The 22882-nt window shown below is 76.4% G+C and carries 19 protein-coding genes; 2 read left to right on the forward strand and 17 right to left on the reverse strand.

The window, feature by feature from the left end; all coding sequences use genetic code 11:
- Positions 1–5 precede the first annotated feature (5 nt).
- The 12 genes from OG871_RS10190 to OG871_RS10245 form a co-directional block, all read right to left on the reverse strand.
- On the reverse strand, positions 6–1067 hold the full coding sequence (locus tag OG871_RS10190; RefSeq protein ID WP_371496110.1) for a hypothetical protein: 1062 nt from the start codon (positions 1065–1067) through the stop codon (positions 6–8).
- Positions 1064–4048, reverse strand: a complete 2985-nt coding sequence (locus OG871_RS10195) for a thiopeptide-type bacteriocin biosynthesis protein (protein WP_371496111.1) — start codon at positions 4046–4048, stop codon at positions 1064–1066. The genes OG871_RS10190 and OG871_RS10195 overlap by 4 nt, the downstream gene beginning before the upstream one ends.
- 152 nt (positions 4049–4200) lie before the next feature.
- Entirely contained in the window at positions 4201–4353 is a 153-nt protein-coding gene (locus OG871_RS10200) for a hypothetical protein (RefSeq protein ID WP_371496112.1), read from the reverse strand.
- 182 nt (positions 4354–4535) lie between these two features.
- Positions 4536–7607, reverse strand: coding sequence for an AAA family ATPase (locus tag OG871_RS10205; protein WP_371496114.1), 3072 nt, complete (start codon positions 7605–7607; stop codon positions 4536–4538).
- A complete protein-coding gene (locus OG871_RS10210) occupies positions 7604–7792 on the reverse strand; it encodes an aroma-sacti cluster domain-containing protein (RefSeq protein WP_371496116.1) in 189 nt (62 codons plus the stop codon). Before OG871_RS10210 ends, OG871_RS10205 begins: the two co-directional genes overlap by 4 nt.
- Positions 7708–8493 (reverse strand): iron-containing redox enzyme family protein, encoded by a 786-nt coding sequence (locus tag OG871_RS10215; protein WP_371496118.1) that lies wholly within the window; start codon positions 8491–8493, stop codon positions 7708–7710. Before OG871_RS10215 ends, OG871_RS10210 begins: the two co-directional genes overlap by 85 nt.
- On the reverse strand, positions 8475–9494 hold the full coding sequence (locus OG871_RS10220) for a hypothetical protein (protein ID WP_371496120.1): 1020 nt from the start codon (positions 9492–9494) through the stop codon (positions 8475–8477). The genes OG871_RS10215 and OG871_RS10220 overlap by 19 nt, the downstream gene beginning before the upstream one ends.
- Positions 9491–10564: a radical SAM protein gene (locus OG871_RS10225; RefSeq protein WP_371496122.1), complete on the reverse strand. Its 1074-nt coding sequence runs from the start codon at positions 10562–10564 to the stop codon at positions 9491–9493. The genes OG871_RS10220 and OG871_RS10225 overlap by 4 nt, the downstream gene beginning before the upstream one ends.
- A gap of 14 nt (positions 10565–10578) precedes the next feature.
- Positions 10579–11169 carry a GAF domain-containing protein gene (locus OG871_RS10230; RefSeq protein ID WP_371496124.1) on the reverse strand — a complete coding sequence of 197 codons (591 nt, stop codon included), beginning with the start codon at positions 11167–11169 and terminating at the stop codon, positions 10579–10581.
- Positions 11166–12023: a S8 family serine peptidase gene (locus tag OG871_RS10235; RefSeq protein WP_371496126.1), complete on the reverse strand. Its 858-nt coding sequence runs from the start codon at positions 12021–12023 to the stop codon at positions 11166–11168. The genes OG871_RS10230 and OG871_RS10235 overlap by 4 nt, the downstream gene beginning before the upstream one ends.
- Complete coding sequence (locus OG871_RS10240) at positions 12020–13399, reverse strand: radical SAM protein (RefSeq protein ID WP_371503265.1); 1380 nt, start codon at positions 13397–13399, stop codon at positions 12020–12022. The genes OG871_RS10235 and OG871_RS10240 overlap by 4 nt, the downstream gene beginning before the upstream one ends.
- 5 nt (positions 13400–13404) lie before the next feature.
- On the reverse strand, positions 13405–14331 hold the full coding sequence (locus tag OG871_RS10245) for a hypothetical protein (protein ID WP_371496128.1): 927 nt from the start codon (positions 14329–14331) through the stop codon (positions 13405–13407).
- A 393-nt stretch (positions 14332–14724) separates the two neighbouring features.
- Between OG871_RS10245 and OG871_RS10250 the strand changes: the two genes are divergently transcribed.
- Together OG871_RS10250 and OG871_RS10255 are read left to right on the forward strand one after the other, a co-directional pair.
- Positions 14725–15750, forward strand: a complete 1026-nt coding sequence (locus OG871_RS10250) for a LuxR C-terminal-related transcriptional regulator (protein WP_371496130.1) — start codon at positions 14725–14727, stop codon at positions 15748–15750.
- Positions 15751–15857: 107 nt separating this feature from the next.
- Positions 15858–16370: a hypothetical protein gene (locus tag OG871_RS10255; RefSeq protein WP_371496132.1), complete on the forward strand. Its 513-nt coding sequence runs from the start codon at positions 15858–15860 to the stop codon at positions 16368–16370.
- Between the two features lie 46 nt (positions 16371–16416).
- On the opposite strand, the gene OG871_RS10260 is transcribed toward OG871_RS10255, so the two are convergent.
- The 5 genes from OG871_RS10260 to OG871_RS10280 all read right to left on the reverse strand — a co-directional run bounded on the left by OG871_RS10260 (position 16417) and on the right by OG871_RS10280 (position 22618).
- Positions 16417–17313 carry a prohibitin family protein gene (locus OG871_RS10260; RefSeq protein WP_371496134.1) on the reverse strand — a complete coding sequence of 299 codons (897 nt, stop codon included), beginning with the start codon at positions 17311–17313 and terminating at the stop codon, positions 16417–16419.
- Between the two features lie 139 nt (positions 17314–17452).
- Positions 17453–17866, reverse strand: coding sequence for a (2Fe-2S) ferredoxin domain-containing protein (locus OG871_RS10265; protein ID WP_371496136.1), 414 nt, complete (start codon positions 17864–17866; stop codon positions 17453–17455).
- Between the two features lie 161 nt (positions 17867–18027).
- Positions 18028–19698: an FAD-binding dehydrogenase gene (locus OG871_RS10270; protein ID WP_371496138.1), complete on the reverse strand. Its 1671-nt coding sequence runs from the start codon at positions 19696–19698 to the stop codon at positions 18028–18030.
- Between the two features lie 197 nt (positions 19699–19895).
- Complete coding sequence (locus OG871_RS10275; RefSeq protein ID WP_371496140.1) at positions 19896–20486, reverse strand: hypothetical protein; 591 nt, start codon at positions 20484–20486, stop codon at positions 19896–19898.
- Between the two features lie 71 nt (positions 20487–20557).
- Entirely contained in the window at positions 20558–22618 is a 2061-nt protein-coding gene (locus tag OG871_RS10280; RefSeq protein ID WP_371496142.1) for an RICIN domain-containing protein, read from the reverse strand.
- Between the last annotated feature and the right edge of the window lie 264 nt (positions 22619–22882).

The raw sequence follows: 22882 nt of genomic DNA on the forward strand, positions 1-22882 counted from the left end.
CGTCCTCACACCCCCGCCCGGCTGCGGCTGGAGGCCAGCGCGGCGTGCAGCCGATGGGTGACCTCGGCCAGCCGCGCGGGCTCCCCCGGGCGGGGCGGGGCCGGTTCGCCGAGCCGGAGCAGGACACCGCGGACCAGCGGCGCGTCGCCCCGGGCCTCGGCGAGCGCGGCGCGCAGCAGGATCCGGCCCTGCCGCTCCCGGCCGGCCCGCTGCAGGGTGGCGCCGAGGACGGCCCACCAGCGCGGCACCGTCAGCGGGGAGGCCCAGGGGCCGGGCAGGCTGCCGACCGGTTCGACCAGGGACTCGGCGAGTTCGGCCGCCTGCTGCGGCCGGCCGTGCTCGGCCGCGTGCGCGGCCAGGTGCAGGGTGCGGACCACCGCGAGGCGGCGGGCCATCGGGTCCGGGTCGGTGAGGGCGGCCGGCCCGGGGGGCCCGGCGGTCTCGGCGCCGAGCAGCCAGGGGGTCTCGGCGGCGTGCTGGATGCCGTGCGCGACCAGGGTGGGCCAGCGTTCGGCGAACCGGGCGGCGGCGGGCGCCAACAGGTCGGGCCGGGCCCGGCGGTGCAGGATCCGGCAGGTGTCGCTGACCCGGATGTTGCGGGCCAGCGCCCTGATCCGGCGGGCCAGGGCCGGGTCGTCCGCGAGGTCCTCGGGCCACCAGTCGATGTCCTGGGTCTGCACCCGCTGGCCGTCGGCGATCCGCTCCAGGGCGGCCAGCCCGGCCAGCGCCCGGTCGAGCCCGCCGGCGTACCCCTCGATCCGGACCAGGTTGACCTGCGGCTGAAGGGCGAGCGCGGCGACCTTGGCGGTGTGCGGGCCGCGGCCGTCGTGGACGCGGCTGCGCGCGTACGCGGTCTCCGCCCGGCACAGGGCCCGGGCGTGTTCGGGACGGCCGAGCCGGAAGTGCACCAGGGCGATCAGGTTGGCCGCCACGAAGAGCGGTTCGGGGTCGTCGTCGGCGGGCCGGGACAGCAGCCCGAGGGCCCGGTCGACGGCGGCGGACTCGTTCTGGGGGACTCGTTCCTCGTCGGAGAGGAAGCCGAGCCAGTTCGGTGCCGGTGCTGTCACAGCGCGGCCTCCTTCGGGGTTCCTGACGGGCGGTCGAGGGTCGTGCCGGTTCGGGCGGTGGCAGTCGTGCGGGTGGTGGCAGTCGTGCGGGTGGTGGCCGTGGTGGCGCTCTGGCGGTCGAGCAGGCGGCGCCACAGGCCGAGGGCGGTGCGCTCACGGGCCCGGTCCAGGCCCAGCCGGTTGGCGTGCAGGTGGAGCAGGGAGGCCACGGCGTGTCGGCGGCGCTGCGCACCCTCCGGGCCCGGCCAGTGCTCGGCCAGCAGGCGCCGGTACTCGGCCGCGGGCGGCGCCCAGTGGGCGGCGACCAGGTCCGGCCCGGGGCTGCCCCCGGCGCGCAGCCGCCACAGGTCCCGGCCGTGGGCGCGGTGCTCGTGGGAGCCGTCGCGGGTGTCGGCCACGGCGGCCGCGAGGGCCCGCCGCTCGCGGAGGTCGGGCAGGAGCAGGGCGGCGATCCGGTCGAGGGTGAGGGCCGCGAGCGCGGCCGGCGGCAGGCCGGGCGGGGGCCGGCGGGCCGGCTCGGTGGTGAGCAGGGCGGCGACGGCCGCGGAGTCGGCGCAGAACAACCGCTCGGCGGCGCCGATCAGTTCGGGGCCGCCGTAGCGGTCGGTCTCCGGCCGGTAGCCGCGGACGACGACCTCGTGCAGAGGCAGCCGGTGGGCGCACTCCCGGGCCCAGTCGAGCAGTTCGTCCAGCCGGCCGGGCTCTCGGCGGACCCTGACCCGCAGGTGCTCGACCGGGTCGGCGTAGCGGACGAAGAACAGGTGCGACCGGGGCAGGCGGGCCGTCAGGTCGGCCAGCAGGGCGTCCTGCCAGGGTGCGCGGAGGTGGAGGTGGAGGGAGAGCCAGTCCGGCGCGGGCCGGCCGGGCCGGACGGACGGCGCGGCGGCGGGTGCGGGTGCGGTTGCGGCGGCAGTCACGGCGGCGGGCAGCAGGGTCACGGGGACCACCGCTTCGAGGGCGTGGCGCCCGCCGTCGGCGCCGGTGACGGGTTCGCCGCCGGGGGCGGGGACGGCTTCCTCCAGCAGCAGCCGGGCGTCGCCGGCGCGGTCCAGGGCGTGCCGCAGGTGGGCGAGCGAGACGGCGCTGTCCAGGTCCAGCAGCAACTGCCGTCCCGTGCGCACCAGGTGGAGGTGGCGAGGGGCCAGCCAGCGGTCGGCCCAGGCCCGGACCTGCCGGGCCGAGCAGTCTCCCAGCTCGCGGCGGTCGGGACGCCAGCGGGCCGGGGAGACCACCAGGCCGCGGTGTTCGAGCCGGGGCTGGAACGGCCCGCGCCCGGCCGCCCCCCAGTCGAACGGCGCCGGGTGGCGGAACTGGTTGGCGGAGGCGTCCAGCAGGAAGCGGCAGACCGGCGGGGCCAGCCGCAGGTCCAGCCCGCTGGCCTGGGTGAGGTGCAGCAGGTGACCGGTGGCGGCCTCGCGCAGCTCGAAGCGGCCGTCGCTCACGGCGACCAGGACCTCGGCGAGGGCGAGTTGCGGCGCCTTGCCCGCGGGCGGCAGGTCGACCGCGAGCTGCCGGGCGCGCCAGACCTCCCGGGCGGCCACGTTCGCCGCCGCGGCCTCCTCGGGCCGGTAGCGCAGTTCGACGAAGCGGTGTCCGGGGGCGGCGCCCTCCTCCGCCGTGAAGGCGGCCCGCAGGGCGGCCCGGGCGGGCTCGTCCAGCAGGTCGGTCGCCCTGCCGTAGGCGACCCCGGCGGGGACGGCGCCCGGTCCGGCGAGTGCGGCCCGGATCCCGCCGCCAGGCGTGCGGGCGATCCGCAGGCAGATGTCGGCGCCGGGCAGGGCCGGACGCCGCAGGTCGATCGGGCGCTCGGCGCCGAGGCGGGCGAGCAGGTCGTCGTCGAGTTCGCGGACCGGCCGGCGGTGGGCGAGGGCCTCGACGACCAGGGTGGCGAGCAGGGTCTCGCGGTGGTCGGGCGCGACCGGCCCGCCGGCGTCCAGGGCCCGCAGGTCGGTGAGGGTGTGGACGGCTTCGAGCGCCGGCACCCGGGCATGGTCACCGTAGTGCTCGGCGAAGGCGGCCGCCGCCCGGGCGAGGTACGCCGGGTAGCGGCTGCCGCGGCCGATCAGGACGAGCACGGCGGCGGCCTGTTCGGCGTAGCGGGCCACCGCCCGGTCGAGGGCGAGCGGCCCGGCCGGGCGGGCGACGGCGTCCAGGTGCAGGGCGGGCCGGGGGCGGGTGCGCAGGGCCGTCCGGAGCCGGTCGAGGGCCTCGGCGGGGTCGGCGGTGTTGAGCCGCTCGCACAGGCCCAGCAGCGGCCCGGGGGCGGCGGGTTCGGGCCCCGCGGTGCGCAGGAAGCCCCGGCGGAGCAGTTCGCGGACCAGGCGGTGGGCCGGCCCGGGATCGGAGGTGCCGTAGCGGCGGCCCAGTCCGGCGACGAGCTCGGCGAGCGGGACGGGGCGGGCGGCGGCGCGCAGCACCGCCAGGGCCGGCCCGCTGCCGCGCAGCCAGTGGGCGGCGCCCGGCCCGGCGGGCTCCCGCCAGGGATGTCCGTCGGGGGCGTGTACCAGGTCGGAGACCTGGACCAGGGTCCGGCCGTCGGGCTCGGCGCCGCCGGGCCGGGGTCGGCGCAGGGCGGCGTCCGGGCGCGCCACCGGGCGGGCGGGGCCGGCCAGGTGCAGCCGGGGGCGGGGCCCGAAGGGCGCGGCGGTGACGGCGGCGGCCAGCCCGAAGGGGGTGGGGCGGGTGCTGAGCCGGTTGAGGCAGCGGTCCAGCGCGAGGGCCGTCCGCGGATCGGCCGGCCCGCCGGGGCCGGTGAGCGCCTGGGCCAGGGCCGGTGCCGCGTGCTCGACGGCGGTGGCCACCAGGGAGGTCCGCCAGGCCTCGGCCAGCAGGGCGCGGTGCGTGACGGGCCAGTGCGGGTCGTCCGCCGGGCAGGCGGCGAGCAGGTCGGAATACCGGTCCGCGGGCAGTGCCGGAATGCGCAGCACGGCCACCTCGGCGGCCCGGTAGCGGGGGGCATCGGGGTGTTTCCGGTCGACCATGCGCCCTTTCCCACCCCTCGGTCTGACATTCGACTGTCGGCCATTCGGCGCGCGGGCACCGGAATAGCACGGGCTTTCCGCGCCGCGCGGCCCACGCCTTGCCGGCGGCACCTGACGGACCGTCGGCAAGGGGGGTCAGCGGTCGGCCGGTGTCAGTTGGCCGAGCAGCCGAAGTTGATGTTGGTGAAGCCGGCCTCGTCCTCGACGTCCGCCGCGTGGCCCTCGACGTCGCTCTCGGCGAGTTCGGCCTCGCGGGCGGCGGCGGCCAGCTCCTCGGCCTCGTTCCGGTCGAATTCGTTGGACATGAGCCCTCCCAGGGGTCCTTGACGGTACCTCGGCCCGCTTCTGCGGCCCGTTCGAATTGTTCTCACCGGCCGGACCGGCGTCAACAGTCGCGGCAATACCGGGAATTAATTCCGGCGTCCCGAAAATGGCAGGCGGAAACAGCCCTCCGGACACACGGTGAAACCGACTGAGGAATTCCCGCTCACGAATGTCGAAGCGGGCCCGGGCCCGCGCCCTTCGCCTCGCGTGCGGCCCGCAGGGCGCGGTCGGCACGCCCGGCGAGGTCCGCGCCGTCGGGCACCGCCCGGGCGATCCGGGCGGCGGCCGTCAGCGGCAGCAGCAGCGCGCCCGCACCACGGACGGTGTCGAGCACCGCCAGCGACCGGCCGAGCTGCGCACGGGCCCCGGGATCGCCCCGGGCCGCCGACCGGACGGCCTCGACCTGGTGGTGCAGCACCCGCGCCTCCCAGCCCGCTCCGGGCGGCGGCGGGCCCTCGGCCGGGGCCGGGTCGCGCCGGTCCAGCAGCCAGGCCGAGGCGAGGCAGCGGTCGGCCGCCGGTCCGGCCCCGGCCTCGGTGAAGCACGCGGCCGCGGCACGCTGCCAGTGCGCGGCACCCACCGGGTCGCCGGCCCACTCCTCGACCGCACTGCGGAACTGGTACAGCCCCGCCAGGGCGGCCCGGTGCCCGACCCCGGCGAACACCTCACGGGCCTGGTCGAGCTGGTCGCGGGCCGGGCCGGGCTCGCCGGCGAAGGCGTGCAGCAGCGCGGCCGAGCAGCCGACCAGCGCGTGCAGCACCGGCGCCCCCGCCGCGCTCTCCCGGAGCTCGGCGCAGCGGGCCAGCGCGACCCGGACCGGACTGTCCCCGAACGCCAGGCAGAGCGACAGGTTGGCGTAGATCTCCGCGGTGCCGAGCCCGACGTCCGCCGCGACCGCCCTGCCGGACCCGGCCACCCCGTCGTACCCTGCCACCGCGCCGTTCGCGGCCACCCCGCCGTACGCGTCCGCCAGCAGCCGCTCGCCCTGCCGGTAGTCGCCGGAGCCGATCGCGTCGAGCGCTTCTAGCAGCAGCAGCCGGGCCCGTGCCGGTCCGTCACCGGACCGCTCGGCCAGCCGACGCGCCGCCCGGACGGCCTCCGGTCCCGCCGGGCGCAGGGCCAGCTCGTTGGCCCTGAGCTGGAAGGCCGCCGCCGGGTTGGCCGAGGCCGGCCCGAGGCCGGCCGTCCGGTCGATCAGGGCGAGGGCCTGTGCGGTGTGCCCGCAGGCCGCCAGCGCGTAGCTCTCGATCGAGGCGGCCTCCAGCCCGAGTCCGACGTCTGCCACCTGCTCGGCCAACTCTCGTGCCCTGGTTGCGAGTTCGACGGCCGTCCGGACGTCGGAGCGGCTCACCGCACGGCGGGCCGCCGCCGCCAGGCAGCCCGCCGCCAGGGCGGCCGCCTCGGCCTCCTGCCGCGAGCCGGGGCGCAGCTCCCGGACGCACTCCAGCGCCCGTTCGGCCTGGACGGCGGCCTGCTCCAGCGCCCCGGGCCCACGGGCGGCCCGCCGGCGCAGCTCCCCGGCCACCGCCGTGTGCAGCTCGGCCCGGTCCGCCAGCGTCAGGTGCGCGTACGCCACCTGGGCCGGGCTGCGGCAGTCGAGGCGCAGTCGCCCGTCCTCGCCCGGCTGTCCGGCGGCCAGCCCGCGCAGCTCCAACTCGGCCAGGCCGTCAGCGAGTTCGGACGCCTCCAGGCCGACGGTGGCGGCCAGCTCCCGGGTGTCCACCGGCGCACCCCAGGCCCCGACGCAGCCGAGTACCCGGCGGGCCGGGCGGCCGAGCCGCTCGATCCGGGCACCCAGGGCCGCGCTGGCCGAGGGGGCCACCAGGTCCTCGATCCCGTCCGCGGCGAGCGCCGCCAGCTGTTCGAGGAAGAGCGGGTTGCCGCCGCTGCGCGCGACGAGCGCGCCGGCGCCGGCCCAGTGCAGCTCCAGATCGCCGCCAGCGGCGGCGCCCGGGCGCAGCAGGTGGAGCAGCCGGTGGCTGTGTTCGGCGGACAGCGCGGGCACCGAGAAGGCGGCGGGCGCCCGGACGAGGCCGGACGGCACCTCCCGGCCGGCGAGTACGAAGAGCACCGGGCCGCAGCCGGGCGGCACCTCGTCGATCACCTGGAGCAGGTCGTCGGGCGCCCACTGGACGTTGTCGACCAGGAGCAGCAGTGGCCGGTCCGCGCTCAGCCCGGCCAGCCGCCGGCCGATCCGCCAGCGCAGTTCGGCGGTGGACGGCGCGATCGCCCCGGGGGTTGCGGTCGGTGCGGGCGCGGTCGGTGCGGGGCCAGGCGGTGCGGGGGCGGGCGGTCCCGCGGCGGCCGCGGTGAGTTCGGCGTCCAGGCGCAGCAGCCGGCCGGGCCCCTGTGCGCGGTCGTCGCGGGTGCAGTCCAGCCGGACCACCCGCGCGCCGGCGGCCGGCGCCGAGTGCGCCAACTGCCTCAGCAGGGCGGTCTTCCCGCTGCCGACCTCGCCGTCCACCGCGAGCACCGAGCCACCGGGCCGGCCGAGCCGGACGGCCAGCTCGGCGGTCAGCTCGTCCAGCAGCCGGCGCTGGTTGACGAACGGCGGCGGCACGGCTGCGGGACGCCCGCCCGGTTCGACCGTCCAGGCCTGCAGCGCGGTGTCGAAGCCCTTGGCCACCACCGGCTCGACCGGGGTGCAGCGCACCTGGTCGCGGACCAGCAGCCAGGTCCGGACGTCCGCCAGCGCACCGTCCTGCGGGGCCGCACCCTGCAGCCGGGCGGCCCGGTTCATCACCGCGCCGATCGCGAACGAGGAGTCCCGGTCGGCCAGCACGACCTGGCCGGAGGCGATGCCGAACCTGACGGCCAGGGCGATCGAGTCCGCGTCCGTCTCCCGGGCGAGCCGCCGCATGGACTCGTGCGCGGCCCGCACCGCCCGTACCGCGTCGTCGTCGGCCGGACGGTCGGCGCCGAACACACCGACCACGGCGTCCCCGATGAACTTCTCCACCCGGCCGCCGTGCGCCTCGACGGCGCCGCGCAGCGCCCCGAAGTACCGCTCCAGCACCCGGTGCCAGAGCTCGGGGCTGAGACGGGTCGCCAGCCGGGTGGAGCCGGAGATGTCGCAGAAGGTCACCGTGACGAACCGCAGGCCGGCCGGTCCGGCGGCGGCCGGCCGGCCGACGGGGCTGCCGCAGGCCATGCAGAACCGGGCCGCCGGCGGATTGCCGGCGCCGCAGCCGGGACAGTCGCCGCCGGGCGGCGGGACCGGTTCGGGGACGCTCACCACAGCAGGGCACCCCCCTCGATCCCGTGGCCCTCGACGTCCGCGCCGGCCGCGTCCAGCCGCCGCTTGACGTCCAGCAGCAGTTGGATCTCCTCGTCGGTCAGGGCGTCGAGGACGGCCAGCTGCTCGTCGCTGGCGTAGTCGAGGTCGAAGCCGAGCTCGGTGAGCCGGTGCGGGTCGGCCATGATTCCTCCGTGGGGTGTCGGCGGGCGGGTCGGACCAGCGGGGCGAGGACGTCGACCAGGCCGTCCGCACTGGTCGCGGCGGCGGTGAGCAGCAGCCGGTGCTGCGCCCCGGTGAGCACGAGCGAGTCGAGGAAGGCCCGCAGCGCACCGCCGTGGCCGGTGTCCAGGGCGGCGTGCGCGGCCAGCGTGCGGAACGCCGCGGCGGGCAGCCCGGTGCGGGCGGCCAGCCGGTCGGCGACCCCGGCCGGGGGCGGGTACCACTCCAGCAGGGCGATGTGGCCGAGCAGGGCGAGCGGATGGACGTGCCGGATCCAGTACCCGGGCGCCCCGGCGAACCGGGCCACGGCCGGGGTCGGCGGAGCGGCCAGCAGCTCGGCGGGGTCGGCGCCGGTGGCCGCGTAGTCGTCGAGCAGCCAGCGGTCGTGGCCGTGCTCCTCGGTCAGCTGGACGGCGAAGTACGGGGCCAGTTCGGCCGAGAGCGGGTCCTCGCGGCGCAGGCACTCCTGGACGGCCTCGGCGAGCAGCGGTGTGGTGGCGCGGACCACCTGGTGGCTGGTGCGCAGCCAGGCCCGGTACCGGTCCACCTGGCAGCCCTCGTCCCAGAGCCCGGCCGCGACCGCCGCGAGGGCGGGCGCCAGCCGGTCCAGCAGCAGCCGCAGCCGCAGTCCGGCCGGTACGGGGGTCAGGGTTTCGGCCGGCATCGGGCCACCTCCTCGCCGTCGGCGGCAGCAGGACGCTCGCCGGGGGCCAGCAGGCCGAGCAGGGCCGCCGTCCGGGGCTCGGCCTCGACCGTCCGGTGGGCGGCCCAGCAGGCGTCGCACACGGTGCGGTGGCCGGTGCCGGCGAGGTGGGCGAAGCCGGGCAGCGGGGCCAGGGCGGCCGGTCCGGCAGTGGCGAGGATCCGCAGCAGCGGGTCGTGGGCGTAACCGTCCAGGGCGGCGGCGAGCCCGGCGGCGTCGACGGCCCGGCGGCGCAGTGCGCGGGGGCCGCCGCCGGTGATGACCGTCTCGTTGCAGCAGCCGGTGACCGTCCCGTCGTAGCGGACGGTCGGCGCCCGGGCGGGCAGGCAGGGGCCGAACTCGCCCAGCGGGCGGGGCTCGGGCGCCGGGAACAGTCCGGCGCCGCGGCCGGCGGCCAGCGGCCGGGTCGGGTACAGCTCGGCGCGCGCGGACCAGTCGGGGCCGAGTTCCTCGGTCAGCAGCCGGCGGGCCGCGTCGAGCCGTCCGGGCTGGTCGATGACCTGGAGCACCGGGTGGCCGCCGGCCCCGAGCACGGCGGCGATCGCGCGCCGCAGCCGGACCTGGCCGAGCCGGGCCAGGTGGTAGCCGTCGACGCCGAGGAAGACGGTGTCGGCCTTCGCCAGCACGCCGGTGATCCAGCGCGGGGTCCGGGGCCCGGCCCAGTGGCCGGCGGTGAACAGCACCACGGCCCGGCCGGCGCCGTGCAGCCGGTCGACGGCGAGCGTCAACGCCCGTCGCTCGGCGAAGGGTTCGCCGCCGGAGACGGCGACCGCCCGCAGCCCGGGGCGGTCGGCCAGCGCGTCCAGGAGCTCGCCGAGCAGCGTCAGGTCCGCCGGGCCGGGGCTGTCGGGGCGGGCGGAGACGGAGCAGTGGGCGCAGCCGACCGGGCAGCGGTCGGTCAGGTAGAGCAGCACGCTCGCGCCGGGGGTCCGGCGCAGCGCGAGAACCTGGTCGAGTCTCATCCGGCCCACCCCAGTTCGACCAGGTCCGCGTAGCCGGGGAGCGCGCCGCGGGCGACCGCGAGCCGTCGGGGCGCCCGGGCGGCGGTCAGTGCCAGGACGGCCCGTTCCATCCGCCGGCCCTCGGGGGTGCCGAGGCCCTCGGCGGCGCGCGCGGCGGTGGCGGGGGTGAGTGCGAGGCAGTTGCGGCAGGCGTCCGGGGCGCAGCCGGGTTCGGCGGGCGGGCCGTGCCGGCGGCGGGTGCCGATCGGGCCGAGGGTCCGGACGGACCGCAGCAGCGGGTCGCCGAGGGTGCGTCCGCTGAGCGTCCGCCAGGGGTCGCGGGCGGCATGGCCGAGCACCAGGTGGGCCGGGCCGCCGCCGCGCAGCAGGCTCTGCCGGGTGCAGGCGAGGACGGTGCCGTCCTGGTCGACCAGTGGCCAGTGGGCGAACTCGCACGGCCCCGGGTCTCCCCCGCCGGGCGTCGGCGCGGGCAGCAGGCCGCGGGCCCGGCCGGTCGGCCGGACGGCGCTGACCAGCATCGGCACCCGCGCGCCGAACCGCCGCCGGACCTCGGCCACCAGGCCGTCGACGTACGGGTCGGGCCCGGCGCCGGGCAGCGCGGTGATGTGCAGGCTGACCGCGGGGACGAGGTCCAGGACGGCGGCGAGCGCGCCGAACACCTCCGCCCGGCCGACCTCGCGTTCGTGCTGGGCGTCCAGGCTGGCCGCGAAGTGCGCGAGGCCGGCCACGGCCCGCCGGACCGCCGGGGGCAGGCCGGCGCCGCCGCGGGCGAAGAACATCCCGGACAGCAGCGCTGCGCCGGTGCCGACCCGGGCCGCCGAGGCCGTCAGCTCGGCGACCAGCCCGGGGCGCAGCAGCGGTTCGCCGCCGGACATCAGGATCAGCTCGGGCCGGCAGTCGGGCTCGAAGGAGTCGACCAGCCGCCGGAACGGCTCGCCGGGCGACTGGGCGGCGGCCATCGTGGAGGCGGTGGAGCAGTGGGCGCAGGCGAGCGGGCAGCGGTCGGTGAGCGCGAGCAGCAGCCCGGCGGCCGGCCGGGCGCCGAGGGTGAGGAGGTCCGCCAGGTGCACGCCGCCGCTCCCGTCTACCGGTCCGTGCGGAGCAGGTCGGCGACGGCCGCCAGCAGCGCCCGGACGGCTTCGCCGCGTGGCCCCCCGGCCTCGCGGGCGGCGGCCGCGATCCGGGCGAGCGGGTCGCCGTCGGCCCGGCCGGGCGGGCGGTGGCGTTCGGCGAGGGTGAGGGCGAGCACCGCGGCGCTCTGGTTGGCCAGTTCGGTGAGCAGGTCCATCGCGTCCAGGTCGCCGATGCCCTCGACCTTCGGGTCGAGCACCTCCAGCACGCCGAGGATCTCGCCGCGGTGCTCCATCGGGACGGCCATGATCACTTCGGGTACCAGTCCGGTGCTCTCGGCGAAGCCCTTGTCGAAGCGGGCGTCCTCGGCGACGCCGCGCACCACCATCGGCTCGCCGGTGTTGGCCACCCAGCCGGCGATGCCGTGGTCGCCGGGGATGGCCACGCCGACCAGCCGGTCCTCGCCCACGCCGGAGGAGGCCTCGAAGACCAGGGTGCCGTTCTCCTCGTCGCGGACGAAGACGGAGGCCGCGGCCGCGGCGAAGGACAGCCGGGCCAGCCGCACGGTGGAGCGCAGGATCTCGTCGAGCTGGTCGGACGTCACTCCGGTCTCCTCGGGGCGATGTTGTCGGCGGTGGCCGTCAGGACGTGCCGCAGCTGCGGGGTGCGGAAGCCCGGGTGGCGTTGCAGGATGCGTGCGCAGAGCCCGGTGATGTGCGGGGCGGCGAAGCTGTTGCCGGAGACCCGCCGGGTGGCGCCGCCGAGCCAGGGCGCGGGCACGTCGACGCCGAGGGCGAAGAAGTCCACCGGCGGGCGGGGGTTGGACTCCACCCGCTCGGGGTCGGCGACGGCGTGCGCGCCGACCGAGATGACCGAGGGGAAGCGCCACGGGTAGCTGTCGACGGGGCTGTTGTGGGCGGCGGAGATCAGGGTCACGCCGGCGAACCAGGCCTCGTCGGCGAGGTCGTGCAGCCGTTCCTTGAAGTGCTCGCGCCGGGTGGAGAGACTGACGTTGATCAGGGCGAAGCGCTCGGCCACGGCCCACTCCAGGGCGGTCAGCAGGGCGTCCCCGTTGCCCTGGAGGTTCCCGCCGAGGACGCGGACGCTGGTGAGCTCGCAGTCCGGGGCGAGCGAGCGGACGATCCCCGCACACGCGGTGCCGTGGCCGGCCACGTCGCCGCCGGTGTCCTCGGCCACCGACCAGGGGCGGGTGCCGTCGGGGGCCGGCTCGGCCGCCCGGACGGCGGCCAACTGCCGTACGTCGCCGCCGATCTGCGGGTGTCCGGCGGTGACCCCGCTGTCCACGACGCAGACCCGTACGCCGCGTCCGGTGGCCCCGCCCCAGGCCCAGGACCGGCTGACCGGCGCCGGGGCGGCCAGCTCGGCCGGGTCGCACAGCTCGCCGGCCGAGGTGTGCGCGAAGCGGATGGTCCGGCGGGCCGGTGCGGCGCCGCTCACCGGGCGCCGCCGCCGTCCGCGTCGAACGGGGTGAAGCCGCGCCGCCGGACGGCCAGGTCCAGGCGCTCGGCCCAGTTGAACTTCACGCTGGGGCAGGGCAGATGGCCCTCCCGCCAGAGTTTGGGGCAGGAGCCGCCGCAGACCGGCAGGATCGGACAGCGCGAGCACTGCGCGCCGCCGTCGCCCACCTGGTCGTACCAGTCGTCGAAGGCGCCGGCGGGCCGCCGGGCGGAGCCGGCCAGGTCGGCGACCCGGGCGACCACGCCGGTGTCCCGGGCGCCGGGGACGAGCGGGTGCTCGGAGCAGGAGTAGACCCGGCCCTCGGTGTCGACGATCTCGCCGGAGCGGGTGGTGGCGGTGCAGGTGGTGCGGACGGTCGCGGCGGGCAGCGGCGCGAAGTGCAGGCCGAGCGCCTCGGCGGTGCGCAGCCAGCCGGCCTCCCGCAGCGCGTAGGCGCGGGCCGCCAGTTCCACCTCGGACACGTCGTTGCCCCAGGAGTGGACGGCGATCAGGTGCAGGGTGACCTGCGGGTGGGCCAGGCCGAGGCAGGCCAGGTCGTTGAGCAGGTCGGTGACGGAGTCCTCGTTGTCGCGGTCGATGTTGACCCGGATGCCGATCCGCAGGCCGGGAGCGGCGCCCCGGGCCAGGGTCTCGGCGAGCACGGTGACGGTCCGGTGGAAGCTGCCGCGGCCGTTGCGCCTGAGCCGGCGGCGGTCGTGCACCTCCTCGGGGCCGTCGACGGTCAGCTCCATCTCGTCGAGCGCGCAGTCCCGGTGGAGTTCGGCGAGGGTGCGGACGGTGAGCAGGCTGCCGTTGGTGGCCATCCGGGCGCGGTACGTCTTGCCGTGCCGGGCGGCGGCGGCGGTGAAGCGGGCGCTCAGCTCGCGGATCACCCGCAGGGCCAGCAGCGGCTCGCCGCCGAACCAGGTGACGGACACCGTGTCGACCCCGGGGTCGGCCAGCATCGCCTCGACCCGGCGGGCGGTCCGGTCGGCCCGCACCCGGTCGTGCGCGGCCTTGACGTGCTCCTGGCCGCAGTAGCTGCACGCCATGTTGCAGTACGAGGTGGGCATGATGGTCACCGACCGGGACGACGTGCGGGCAGACCCCTCCCGCAGTCCGCCGGTCACCGCGGCGAGTTCGTCCTCGCCCCGGCCGACCAGCGCCCGGAGCCGGGCCAGCCGCCGGTGCTCGGCGGGGTCGAGGCCGGCCAGCGCGTCCGGGTCGCCGGAGCGCAGCGCCGCCGCCGTCGCACGGTCCAGCCGGATCAGTGCGGCCGAGCGGGTCGCGTAGCCGAACCAGGCCTCGCCGCCGTCGGCGTCCCGGTAGGGCCGCTCCCCGATCAGCAGGTAGCGGCTGGGGACCAGGGCGGTCATGGCGCTCACGGTGCCTCCCGGTGCTCGGGTTCCGTCGTCCAGGACGCGGCCGCGCCCAGGGAGATGCGCAGGCCGGCCGAGGCCGTCGAGTACGGGTGCCCGGGGTCGACCGACAGCCGCAGGGTGACCTGCGGCGGTCCGCCCACCGGGCGGCAGCGCACCGCCGTCAGCCGGTCCAGCCGGTGCACGGTGACGGCACGTTCCAGCAGGCCCAGCAGGACGGGGTCGGCGCAGCGCACCCGGGTCACCCGGCCGGCCGAGAGCTCCACCGTGACGGGCCGCTCCCGCAGTGAACCGCCCAGCCGGGTGGGCCGGTTGATCCGGATCAGGCCGTCCGCGCGGAACTCCCCGTCGGCCGCCCCGACCGGGCAGTGCAGGTGGCCGCCGGGCAGCTGGCGGACCCGGCCGGGCTCGGCCGGGCCGTCCTCGACCCGCGGGGGCCGGTCGGCGCACGGCCGCAGCAGCAGCTCGGCGCCGTCGCCGGTGCCCACCCGGACGGCCGCCGCGGCCGTGGTGCGGGCGCACAGGCCGGCCAGCCGGGCGGCCCGCAGCGTGGGCTCCTCCCAGTCGGGGACGGGGAGTTGGACCGCCACCAGGGAGGCCGGCAGCCGGAGCACGGCGTGGTCGAGCGGTTCGGCGCACAGGAAGAAGGCGGCCTCACGCGCCGCCGGCCCGTCGCCCCGCAGCCCGGCCAGCGCGGCGAGCACCTGCCGGCCGGTGCGCACCGGGCTCCACCCGTCCGCGGCCAGCAGCCGGACCGCGACCCCGCCGGCCCTGGCGGTGGCCGCCAGCCAGGCCGCCTCGGGCGCCCGGCCGCGGTCGAGGACGACGGCCAGCCGGTCTCCGGCGGCGAGCCGCAGCCGGTCGAAGAGCGCGGACCGCACGGCGAGCCGCTCGGCGGGGTCGGGTGCCAGGATCTGGGCAGAGGGCATACGGGCAGCCTTCGCGAGGTCGGTGGCGCCGTCCGCGGGCGCGGATCGGCCGGGGTGGGTCGGTCCCGGTGGTGCAGGGCTCCTCGGCGCTCCGGTCGCTCCCGGACTCCGAGCGGCGGACCGGCCGACCGGCCGGTCGGGTGTCCGGAAAACGGCGGTCGCACGACCGGCCCTCTGGCCGGGCACCTCACCATGTGGCAGGTTCTGCGCAGGCCCGCTCTCCCCACGGAGCCGGGCCCGGCCTACGGTCAGCTGCTGTGACGGACTGTCAACTCTCTTGAAGATCAGCGCACATGACAGTCTCCCGGCCGGGCCACCGACCGTCCAGCACGCGGATCTGGCAGCAACCTGCATGTCCCCAACGTGCAGCGACCATGACCGGGGGGTACCTCGTTGCCGGACGTCACGGCTCCCGATCCCGTACCGCGGCTGGACCCCGCCGCCGTCCGGCTCTTCGACCTCGCGCTGGCCAGGGGCCGGATCGACCGCTCGCGGCACGGCCTGGAGGCGCCCGAGCTGGACCGCGAGCAGTTCGACCGGGCCTGCGAGGTGCTGCTGCGGCTGCGGCTGCTCCGCCCGGTCCCCCAGCTGCCGGACCAACTCGTCCCGATGAGTCCGGAGCTGGCCGCGGCCGGGGTGACCGCTCCGCTGGAGGAGGGGATCGCCCGGGCGGCGGAGCAGGTGCGGGCGATCCGTGAGGAGTTCGGGGCGCTGATGCCCCGGTACCGCTCCGCCCGGCACGGCTCCGCCCGGCGGGATCCGGTCGAACTGCTGACCGACCCGGTGGTGGCCGCCGCGCTCTTCGCCGAGGAGGCCGGGCACTGCCGGGAGGAGCTGTTCACGGTGGCGCCGGGCGGGCTCCCGCAGGACGGCCCCGCGGACGCCACCGGCACCGGCCTCGCCGCACTCGCCCGCGGCGCCCGGCTGCGCACCCTGTGCCGGGCCGCACCCGCGACGCCGGGTCCGCGGCGCGAACAGATCAACCGGCTGATCGCCGCCGGCGCCGACTACCGCGCCCTGCCCGAACTCCCCGAGCCCGCCACGGTGATCGACCGCAGCACCGCCTTCCTCACCCGGCGCGAACCGGACGGCAGCGCGAGCACGGTCCTGCTCCGCGACCACGGCGCGGTGGCCTACCTCTGCCAGGCGCTCGACCTGCTCTGGGCCACCGCCACCCCCTGCCGGGCCCAGCACCGCACCGCCCCCCGCGACCCGGCCGGCAGCGGGGTGCACCGGGCGGTGGTCCGGATGCTGGCCGAGGGCGCCAAGGACGAGGTGATCGCCCGCCGGCTCGGGGTCTCCCTGCGCACCTGCCGCCGCCACATCGCCGACATCCTGGAGAGCCTGCGGGCCGACAGCCGCTTCCAGGCCGGCGTCCTGGCCGAGCGCACCGGACTCACCACCGGGGGGCCGCCGTAGGGCCCCCTCTAGCACCAACGGGCCTGCCGAGGCGGCGAATCCACACTGTCCCCACCACGGCCCCGACCCGGCCGGTAGCATCCGGTGAGCCGAGCCGAGGGGACGTCATGACGGTGATCGCGGTGACCGGGCACCTGGATCTCAGCGGACCCACCGTCCGCCTGGTCCGCACCGCCCTGCGCCGCCTGCTGGCCCACCACCCGGCCGCCGGACTGACCGGCGTCTCCTGCCTGGCCCGGGGAGCCGACGCGCTGTTCGCCGAAGCGGTGCTGGAGGCCGGCGGGCGGCTGGTGGCGGTGATCCCCTCACCGGCCTACCGGGCGTCGGTCGGCGAGGACTACGCACCGGAGTTCGACCGGCTGCGGGAGGCCGCCGCCGAGGTGGTCGTGCTGCCGTTCGCCGTCCCCGGCGCCGCGGCCTACGAAGCGGCCAACGCCGAACTGCTGTGCCGCGCCGAGCTGTTGGTCGCGGTCTGGGACGGTCTGCCCGGCAACGGACGCGGCGGCACGGCCCACATGGTCGCCGCCGCGCGGCGGGCCGGCGTCCCCGTCGAGGTGGTCTGGCCGGCGGGCTCGCAGCGCGGCGCCGCGCCGCGGCGCGCCCCGGGCGGGGCACCCTGACCCGACGCGCCCGGGGCACCGCCGCCCGCCACCGCCCGGTGCGGTCCTACCGCTTGGTGCCGTCCACGATCAGCGGTGCGCCGCCGGCGGCCGAACCGCCACACGGGCTGGCGTAGACCGGGTTCTTCTCGGCGGCGGCCTTGAACGCCTCGATGCACTGGCTCATCAGGATCCTGTCGGTGAGCGAGCTGGCGATCAGCGAGTTGGCCTGGGCCGTGCTCTCGGCCTCGATCCTGCGCTGCTCGGCCTGCGCCTTGGCGGTCAGCACGGCCGCCGCGGCCTGCTCGGTGGCCTGGTCCTGCTGGATCTTCTGGTCGATCGCCTTCTGCAGGACCTCGCTCGGCTTGACGTTGCGCAGGTTCACGCCGTTCACGATGATCCCGCGGGGGGCCATCCGCTCGGTGATCAGCCGGCCCATCTCGGCGTTGATGACCTCGCGCTGGCTCGCGTAGCCCTCGACGCTGGTGTGCTTGGCGAAGACGTTGCGGACGATCTCGCGGGCGTCCGGATACACCAGCCGCTGCTGGACGTTCTCGGAGCTGCCGGACAGCCGGTAGAGCGCGAGGGTGTGCTCCGGGTCGATCGACCACTTCACGGTCAGGTCGACGTAGAGCACCCCGCCCTCGGACGAACGCACCTCGACGGTGTCGTTCCCGGTGAGGTTGAGGTCGGTGGGCCGGGTCGAGAACGTGGTGACCTCGGTCAGCGGGGACTTCAGGTGCAACCCGGGCTTCCAGGTGCTGCCCACGGAGCCGAGCGAGGTCGGTACCGCGACCTCGTACGGCTCGACCACGTGGGTGAAGGTGCTCAGCCCGAGCAGCAGTCCGACGACGGCGACCAGCAGGCCGGCGAGCGTCGCGAAACGGAACTCGACGACGGCCCGGCGCCTGAGGACGACCAGCGCGACACCGAGGGCGAGCAGCAGGATCGAGAGGAGGAACATCGTCGCATCTCCTGCGGGCAGACGTCATGACCTCTGCAGCGTAAGGAGGTTGACACCCGATCGACAGCTGAATCGGCAAGGCCGACGTCAACTGGTATGAATCGTGATGTCGCGCGGGCCCGGTGTCCGCGGCTTCGGATCAGCCGGTCTGCTCCGGCAGTCCCGCGCGGACCCGGCGGGACACCGCGAAGGCCTGGAGGTCGAGGGTGCCCGGGGGTTCGACGACGCCCGGGCCGCCGTCCCGCACCCAGGCGGTGATGTCGTCCAGCATGTCGTCCTGGAAGACCCAGCCCAGCCAGACCGGCCGGCCGCCCGCCCGGCGGCCCTCCGCCGAGGGGCTGACCACGACGACGTTGGCGTGGTCGCAGACGTCCAGGCAGTCCACCACGCGCACCTTCCCGGCCGCCCCGATCCCGGCGTTCAGCTTGTCCAACTGGCCCCGGTGGTCCACCCCCGGGTACTTCGCGGCGTCTCCGCAGCAGCACCCCCGGCAGACCGTCACCGTCACCGGCGCGGCCGGGGCGGCGGATTCCTTACGGGGCGAGCGGGGCATCGGCTTCCTTCCACGGACCTCGGGAGGCCGTCGCGATGATCACCACCACGGCCTCCAGGATTCTGCCCCACGCGCCTCCCCGGTCCACACCCGGCCTCCCCCTGCCCTGGCCTCCCTCCGCCTTGTGTCTCCCGCGGCGCCGGACCCGGCCCGACCCGGCGTCAGGCCGTCGCCGCGGCCGCCGCCCGTCCGGCGGCCCGGCCGGAGAAGAGGCAGCCGCCGAGGAAGGTGCCTTCCAGTGAGCGGTAGCCGTGGACGCCGCCGCCGCCGAAGCCGGCCGCCTCGCCGGCCGCGTAGAGGCCGTCCAGGACGGAGCCGTCGGCCCGCAGCACCCGCGAGGACAGGTCGGTCTGCAGCCCGCCGAGCGACTTGCGGGTGAGGATGTTGAGCCGCACCGCGATCAGCGGACCGGCCTTGGGGTCGAGCAGGCGGTGCGGCGTCGCGGTGCGGATCAGCCGGTCGCCGAGGTAGCGACGGGCGCCGTGGACGGCGGTGACCTGGAGGTCCTTGCTGAACGGGTTGGCCATCTCGCGGTCCCTGGCCTCGATCTCGCGGCGCAGCGCGGCCTCGTCGATCAGCGTCTCGGTGCTCGCCGTCCGGCCTCCCAGCGCGTTCATCCCGCGGACCAGTTCGGTGAGCGAGTCGGCGACCACGAAGTCCGCGCCGTGCCGCTTGAACGCCTCGACCGGTTCGGTGGCGCCCGGCAGCGCCCGGCCGAGCACGCCCCTGACGGACTTCCCGGTCAGGTCGGGGTTCTGCTCGGAGCCGGAGAGGGCGAACTCCTTCTCGATGATCTTCTGGGTGAGGACGAACCAGGTGTGGTCGTACCCGGTGGTCATGATGTGTTCGAGGGTCCCGAGCGTGTCGAAGCCGGGGAACAGCGGGACGGGCAGCCGGTTGCCGCGGGCGTCCAGCCAGAGCGAGGACGGGCCGGGCAGGATGCGGATGCCGTGCCGGGGCCAGATCGGGTCCCAGTTCTCGATGCCCTCGGTGTAGTGCCACATCCGGTCGCCGTTGATCAGGTGGCCGCCGGCCGCGCCGGCGATGCCCAGCATCAGCCCGTCGACGTGGGCCGGCACCCCGGACAGCAGCCGCTCCGGCGGGGTGCCGAGGCGGGCCGGCCAGGCCTTGCGGACCAGTTCGTGGTTGCCGCCGATGCCGCCGGAGGAGACGATCACCGCCTGCGCCCGCAGCTCGAAGGTGTCGGCGACCTCGCGCGAACTGGGCTCCCCACGCCCGACGGTGCTGGGCACCAGCACCTCGCCGGCGACGGTGTCCACCGCGCCCGCGGTGGCGCCCAGCGAGGTGACCCGGTGCCGGAACCTCAGCTCCACCCGTCCGGCGGCGACCGCCGCCATGACCCGGCGGGCGAACGGCTCGACCAGGCCGGGGCCGGTACCCCAGGTGATGTGGAAGCGCGGCACCGAGTTCCCGGGGCCGGTGGCGAGCAGGCCGCCGCGCTCGGCCCAGCCGACCACCGGGAAGAACCGGACGCCCTGGCCGTGCAGCCAGGCGCGCTTCTCACCGGCCGCGAAGTCCACGTACGCCTCGGCCCACCGGCGGGGCCACGCGTCCTCGGGGCGGTCGAAGCCCGCCGTGCCGAGCCAGTCCTGCCAGGCGAGGTCGTGGGAGTCGCGGATCCGCATCCGGCGCTGCTCGGGCGAGTCCACCAGGAAGAGGCCGCCGAAGGACCAGTGTGCCTGGCCACCGAGGTTGGCCGCGGGCTCCTGGTCGAGCAGGATCACCTTCCGTCCCGCGTCGGCGAGTTCGGCGGTGGCGACCAGGCCCGCGAGGCCGGCTCCGATCACGATGACGTCGGCGTCCAGTGCCATGCGAACGGTCCTCCAGGGCTCGGTGGGTGCCCCGATACTGCGGCCTGCGGGCCGGTCGGTCAACCGGCCGGTAACCACCGCCCGCACCGCACCGCACCGCCCGCCGCCGGCAGCCCCGGCCCGGCGGCCGACGCGCATCGGCCCGGGACACCGACGGTGCGGCGTCCCGGGCCGACGGCCGGGCGGGGTGGTGCGGGTCAGCCGGCCGCGCGGCGGCGGCGCAGCAGCGCGGTGGCGACCATCACCGCGGCGATCGCGACGACGGTCGCCGTCACGGCGATGATCCAACTGGGGCCCGAATCGGACGAGGAGGCGGCCGGTGCGGCGACCGGGTCGTTCACCGACGGGGGCGGGGTGGACGGCGCCGCGGACGGCGCGACCGGTTCGACGACGGTGCCCTGGCTCGGGGACGTCCCCGGTACCGCGGTGACGGTCAGGTCCGCCTGGCCCCGGCCGAGGGCCGGGAAGCCGGACTCGACGGTCACGGCCCAGTGGCCGGGCGGCAGGGCGAGCGCCGTGGTGAAGGTGCCGGGGGCGTCGGCCACCGGCTCCAGCTTCCACGGGCCGACCGACCGTCCGTCGTCCGCGACGGCGCTGAGCGTGGCGGCCACCTTCTCGGTGACCGGGTCGTTGTCGTTCGCCCAGAGAGCGGCCGCCCGGGTGTGCCCGTCCCCCAGTGCGGTGACCTTGAAGACGATGGTGTCGCCGTGGGCGCCGGCCTGGCCGGCCCCGCCCACGAGGGCGGCACCGGCGAGCACCGCGGCGGCGGCGAGGGTACGGATGCGCATCTGCGGTGACTCCTCGTACGAGCGGTGGGGCGGGAGGGGGTCGGTTCCCGCCCCACCGGCTTGGGTCGGCCTCAGGAGACCGGCTGGATGGTCCAGTTCTGGTACGTCTGGTTGTTCGGCTGCTGCAGTTCGAGCAGCCAGCCACCGTAGTACCAGCGCTTGCTGGCGCCGAGCACCAGCGAGGAGCCCTTCGCGGTCAGCGTGTTACCGCTGCCGCTCGCGGTGATCTTCCACTGCTGGGTGTCCGCGGAGCTGCACGGCTGCTGCATGACGTACTGGCCGGCCACCGGCGAGCCGCCGATCTGCAGGCACTTGTCCGAGCGGACGGAGCGGACCCGCAGGTTGCCGTCGCCCTGGTCCTCGAACGTCCACTGCTGGTTGGCGTAGCCGGTGCGCTGGTAGCCGATCAGCACGGCGCCGTCACGGGTCGAGCCACCCCACATGTCGGCGGCCTGGCCGGTCAGGCTGTTGGTCATCGTGTACTTGGTGCCGGGCTTGGTCGGGCCGTCCGGGCCCGCGGCCTTCGGGGTGCGGAAGGAGGTCTCACGGCCGGGCTTGGTGACCTTGCCGGACTGGTCGCGCACGGCGACGGCCACCTTGTAGGCGGTGTCGGGGCGCAGGTTGACCAGGCTGACGACGGTGGAGCGGACGGTGCCGAGGGTCCGGCCGTCGAGCACGAGGTCGTAGCCGGCCGCGTTCGCGACCTGACCCCAGCTCAGCATGACCGAGTTCTGGGTGAGCTGGCCGATCGCCACCTCGGGCGAGACCGGACCGCCGGTCGAGGTCGGGCTCGGGCTCGGGTTGGGAGTGGGGGTCGTCGAGGTCTTGGTGGGGCTCGGCGAGGGGTTCGGGGTCGGGGTGCCGGTGCCGGTCTTGGTCGGGCTCGGCGTGGGGGTCGGGGTCGGCGTCGGGTTGGGCCCGGTGCCGCCGCCGGAGATCAGGAACTGGTTGTTGGCCACGTTCCAGTGGGTGGTGAGGTAGCTGCCCGACGCCGGGTTGGTGTTGTAGTAGTCGTCGTGGTTGCAGTCCAGCCGCTCGTCACTGGCGCGGTTGGGGCACTTGGTGATCATCTTGGGGTAGTACGGCGCGTCCGAGTAGCACATGAGGTCCCACTCGTCGACGCAGTGGCCGGCCTTGCTGCTGTTCGGCGCGCTGTTGTTCACGGCGCCGAGGTTGTGGCCGAGCTCGTGCGCGGCGGTCGAGCCGCCCCAGCAGCCGCCGTCGGTGCGGCCGTAGGAGGGGCCGAAGTTGCTCTGGTTGTCCTTGCCCGGACGCTCGTCACCGGCGAAGGTGCCGATGCCGCAGTAGACCTGGGCCTCCGCGAAGATCATGTACTTGCGATCCTTGCGGTTGAAGCCCTGCTTGGCCAGCGCGTTGTTGGTGGCGCCGAACTCCTGCAGCGTGGCGTCCGGCAGCTCCACGTTCAGCACCGCGGCCGAGCAGTCGGACTCGGTGACGTAGCGGATGTGGCGGGTGCCGCCGGTCTCCTGGGCGCTGGCGTTGTAGATGACGTCGGCGTCGGCGGCCCACTTCTTGAACGAGGGCAGGTACTGGCCGAAACGGTCCTTGCCGGGCCCGTGCACGTACAGCACCTGCACGCGGTTCCCGGTGCTGCCGTCGCCGTCACAGACCACCGCGGTGCCCGCGGCGGCTGCGGCCGCGGCGGCGGGCGTCCCGCCGGCCGGGGCGTCGGAGGCCAGCGCGGCGCCGGACTGCACGTCGAAGACCGGCTGGCTGTCCTTCAGCAGGTCGGCCGCGGAGGGCGGCGCGTCCTGGCTCACGGCGAGCGCGGCCGGCTCGACGGCGGCGGCCGCGGCGGGCTTGGTGTCCTGGTGGATGTCGACGCCCTTCGGCGGCTCGTCCGGGCCGTGCGTACACAGCCCCGCGTCGGAGACCTTGAACACGCCGACACACTTGTCGCCGGTGCCCGCGGCCACCAGCCCGGTGTAGACCATGCCCTTGCCTATATCGCTCTCCGGCACCGAGGCCACCGGTGTGGGTGCCTCGTTGTGCAGCGGGCCGGCCGCCGGGCCGATCTCCTGCGTGAGCGCGGCGTCGGCGGACACCACCGGGCGGTCGCCGCCCATCGCGGTGCCGATGGTGACGGCCCCCGCGATGAGGCCGGCTGTCACGGTGGCTGCAACCAGCAGCCGACCGCGGCGATTTCGGCGGCGTGATACCGCTCCCCTGTGTCCCATGCGCGTCTCTCCCTCATCGGCAGGTGTCGGTGTGGGTGCCGACACCTAGGAGACGGGTGGGGCGGATGGGGATAACAGAAATCGCACAGACTTTTTTCGGACGGATTGGCGATCGTCCGAGGGCACCCGTGGAAGGCATGGTTGCGCTCCACCATGGAGCGTAATTCCAAAGGGAACTGACCGGCATTCAGGCTGAAT

Origin of the sequence: Kitasatospora sp. NBC_00374 (assembly GCF_041434935.1) — a bacterium.
GTDB lineage: Bacteria > Actinomycetota > Actinomycetes > Streptomycetales > Streptomycetaceae > Kitasatospora.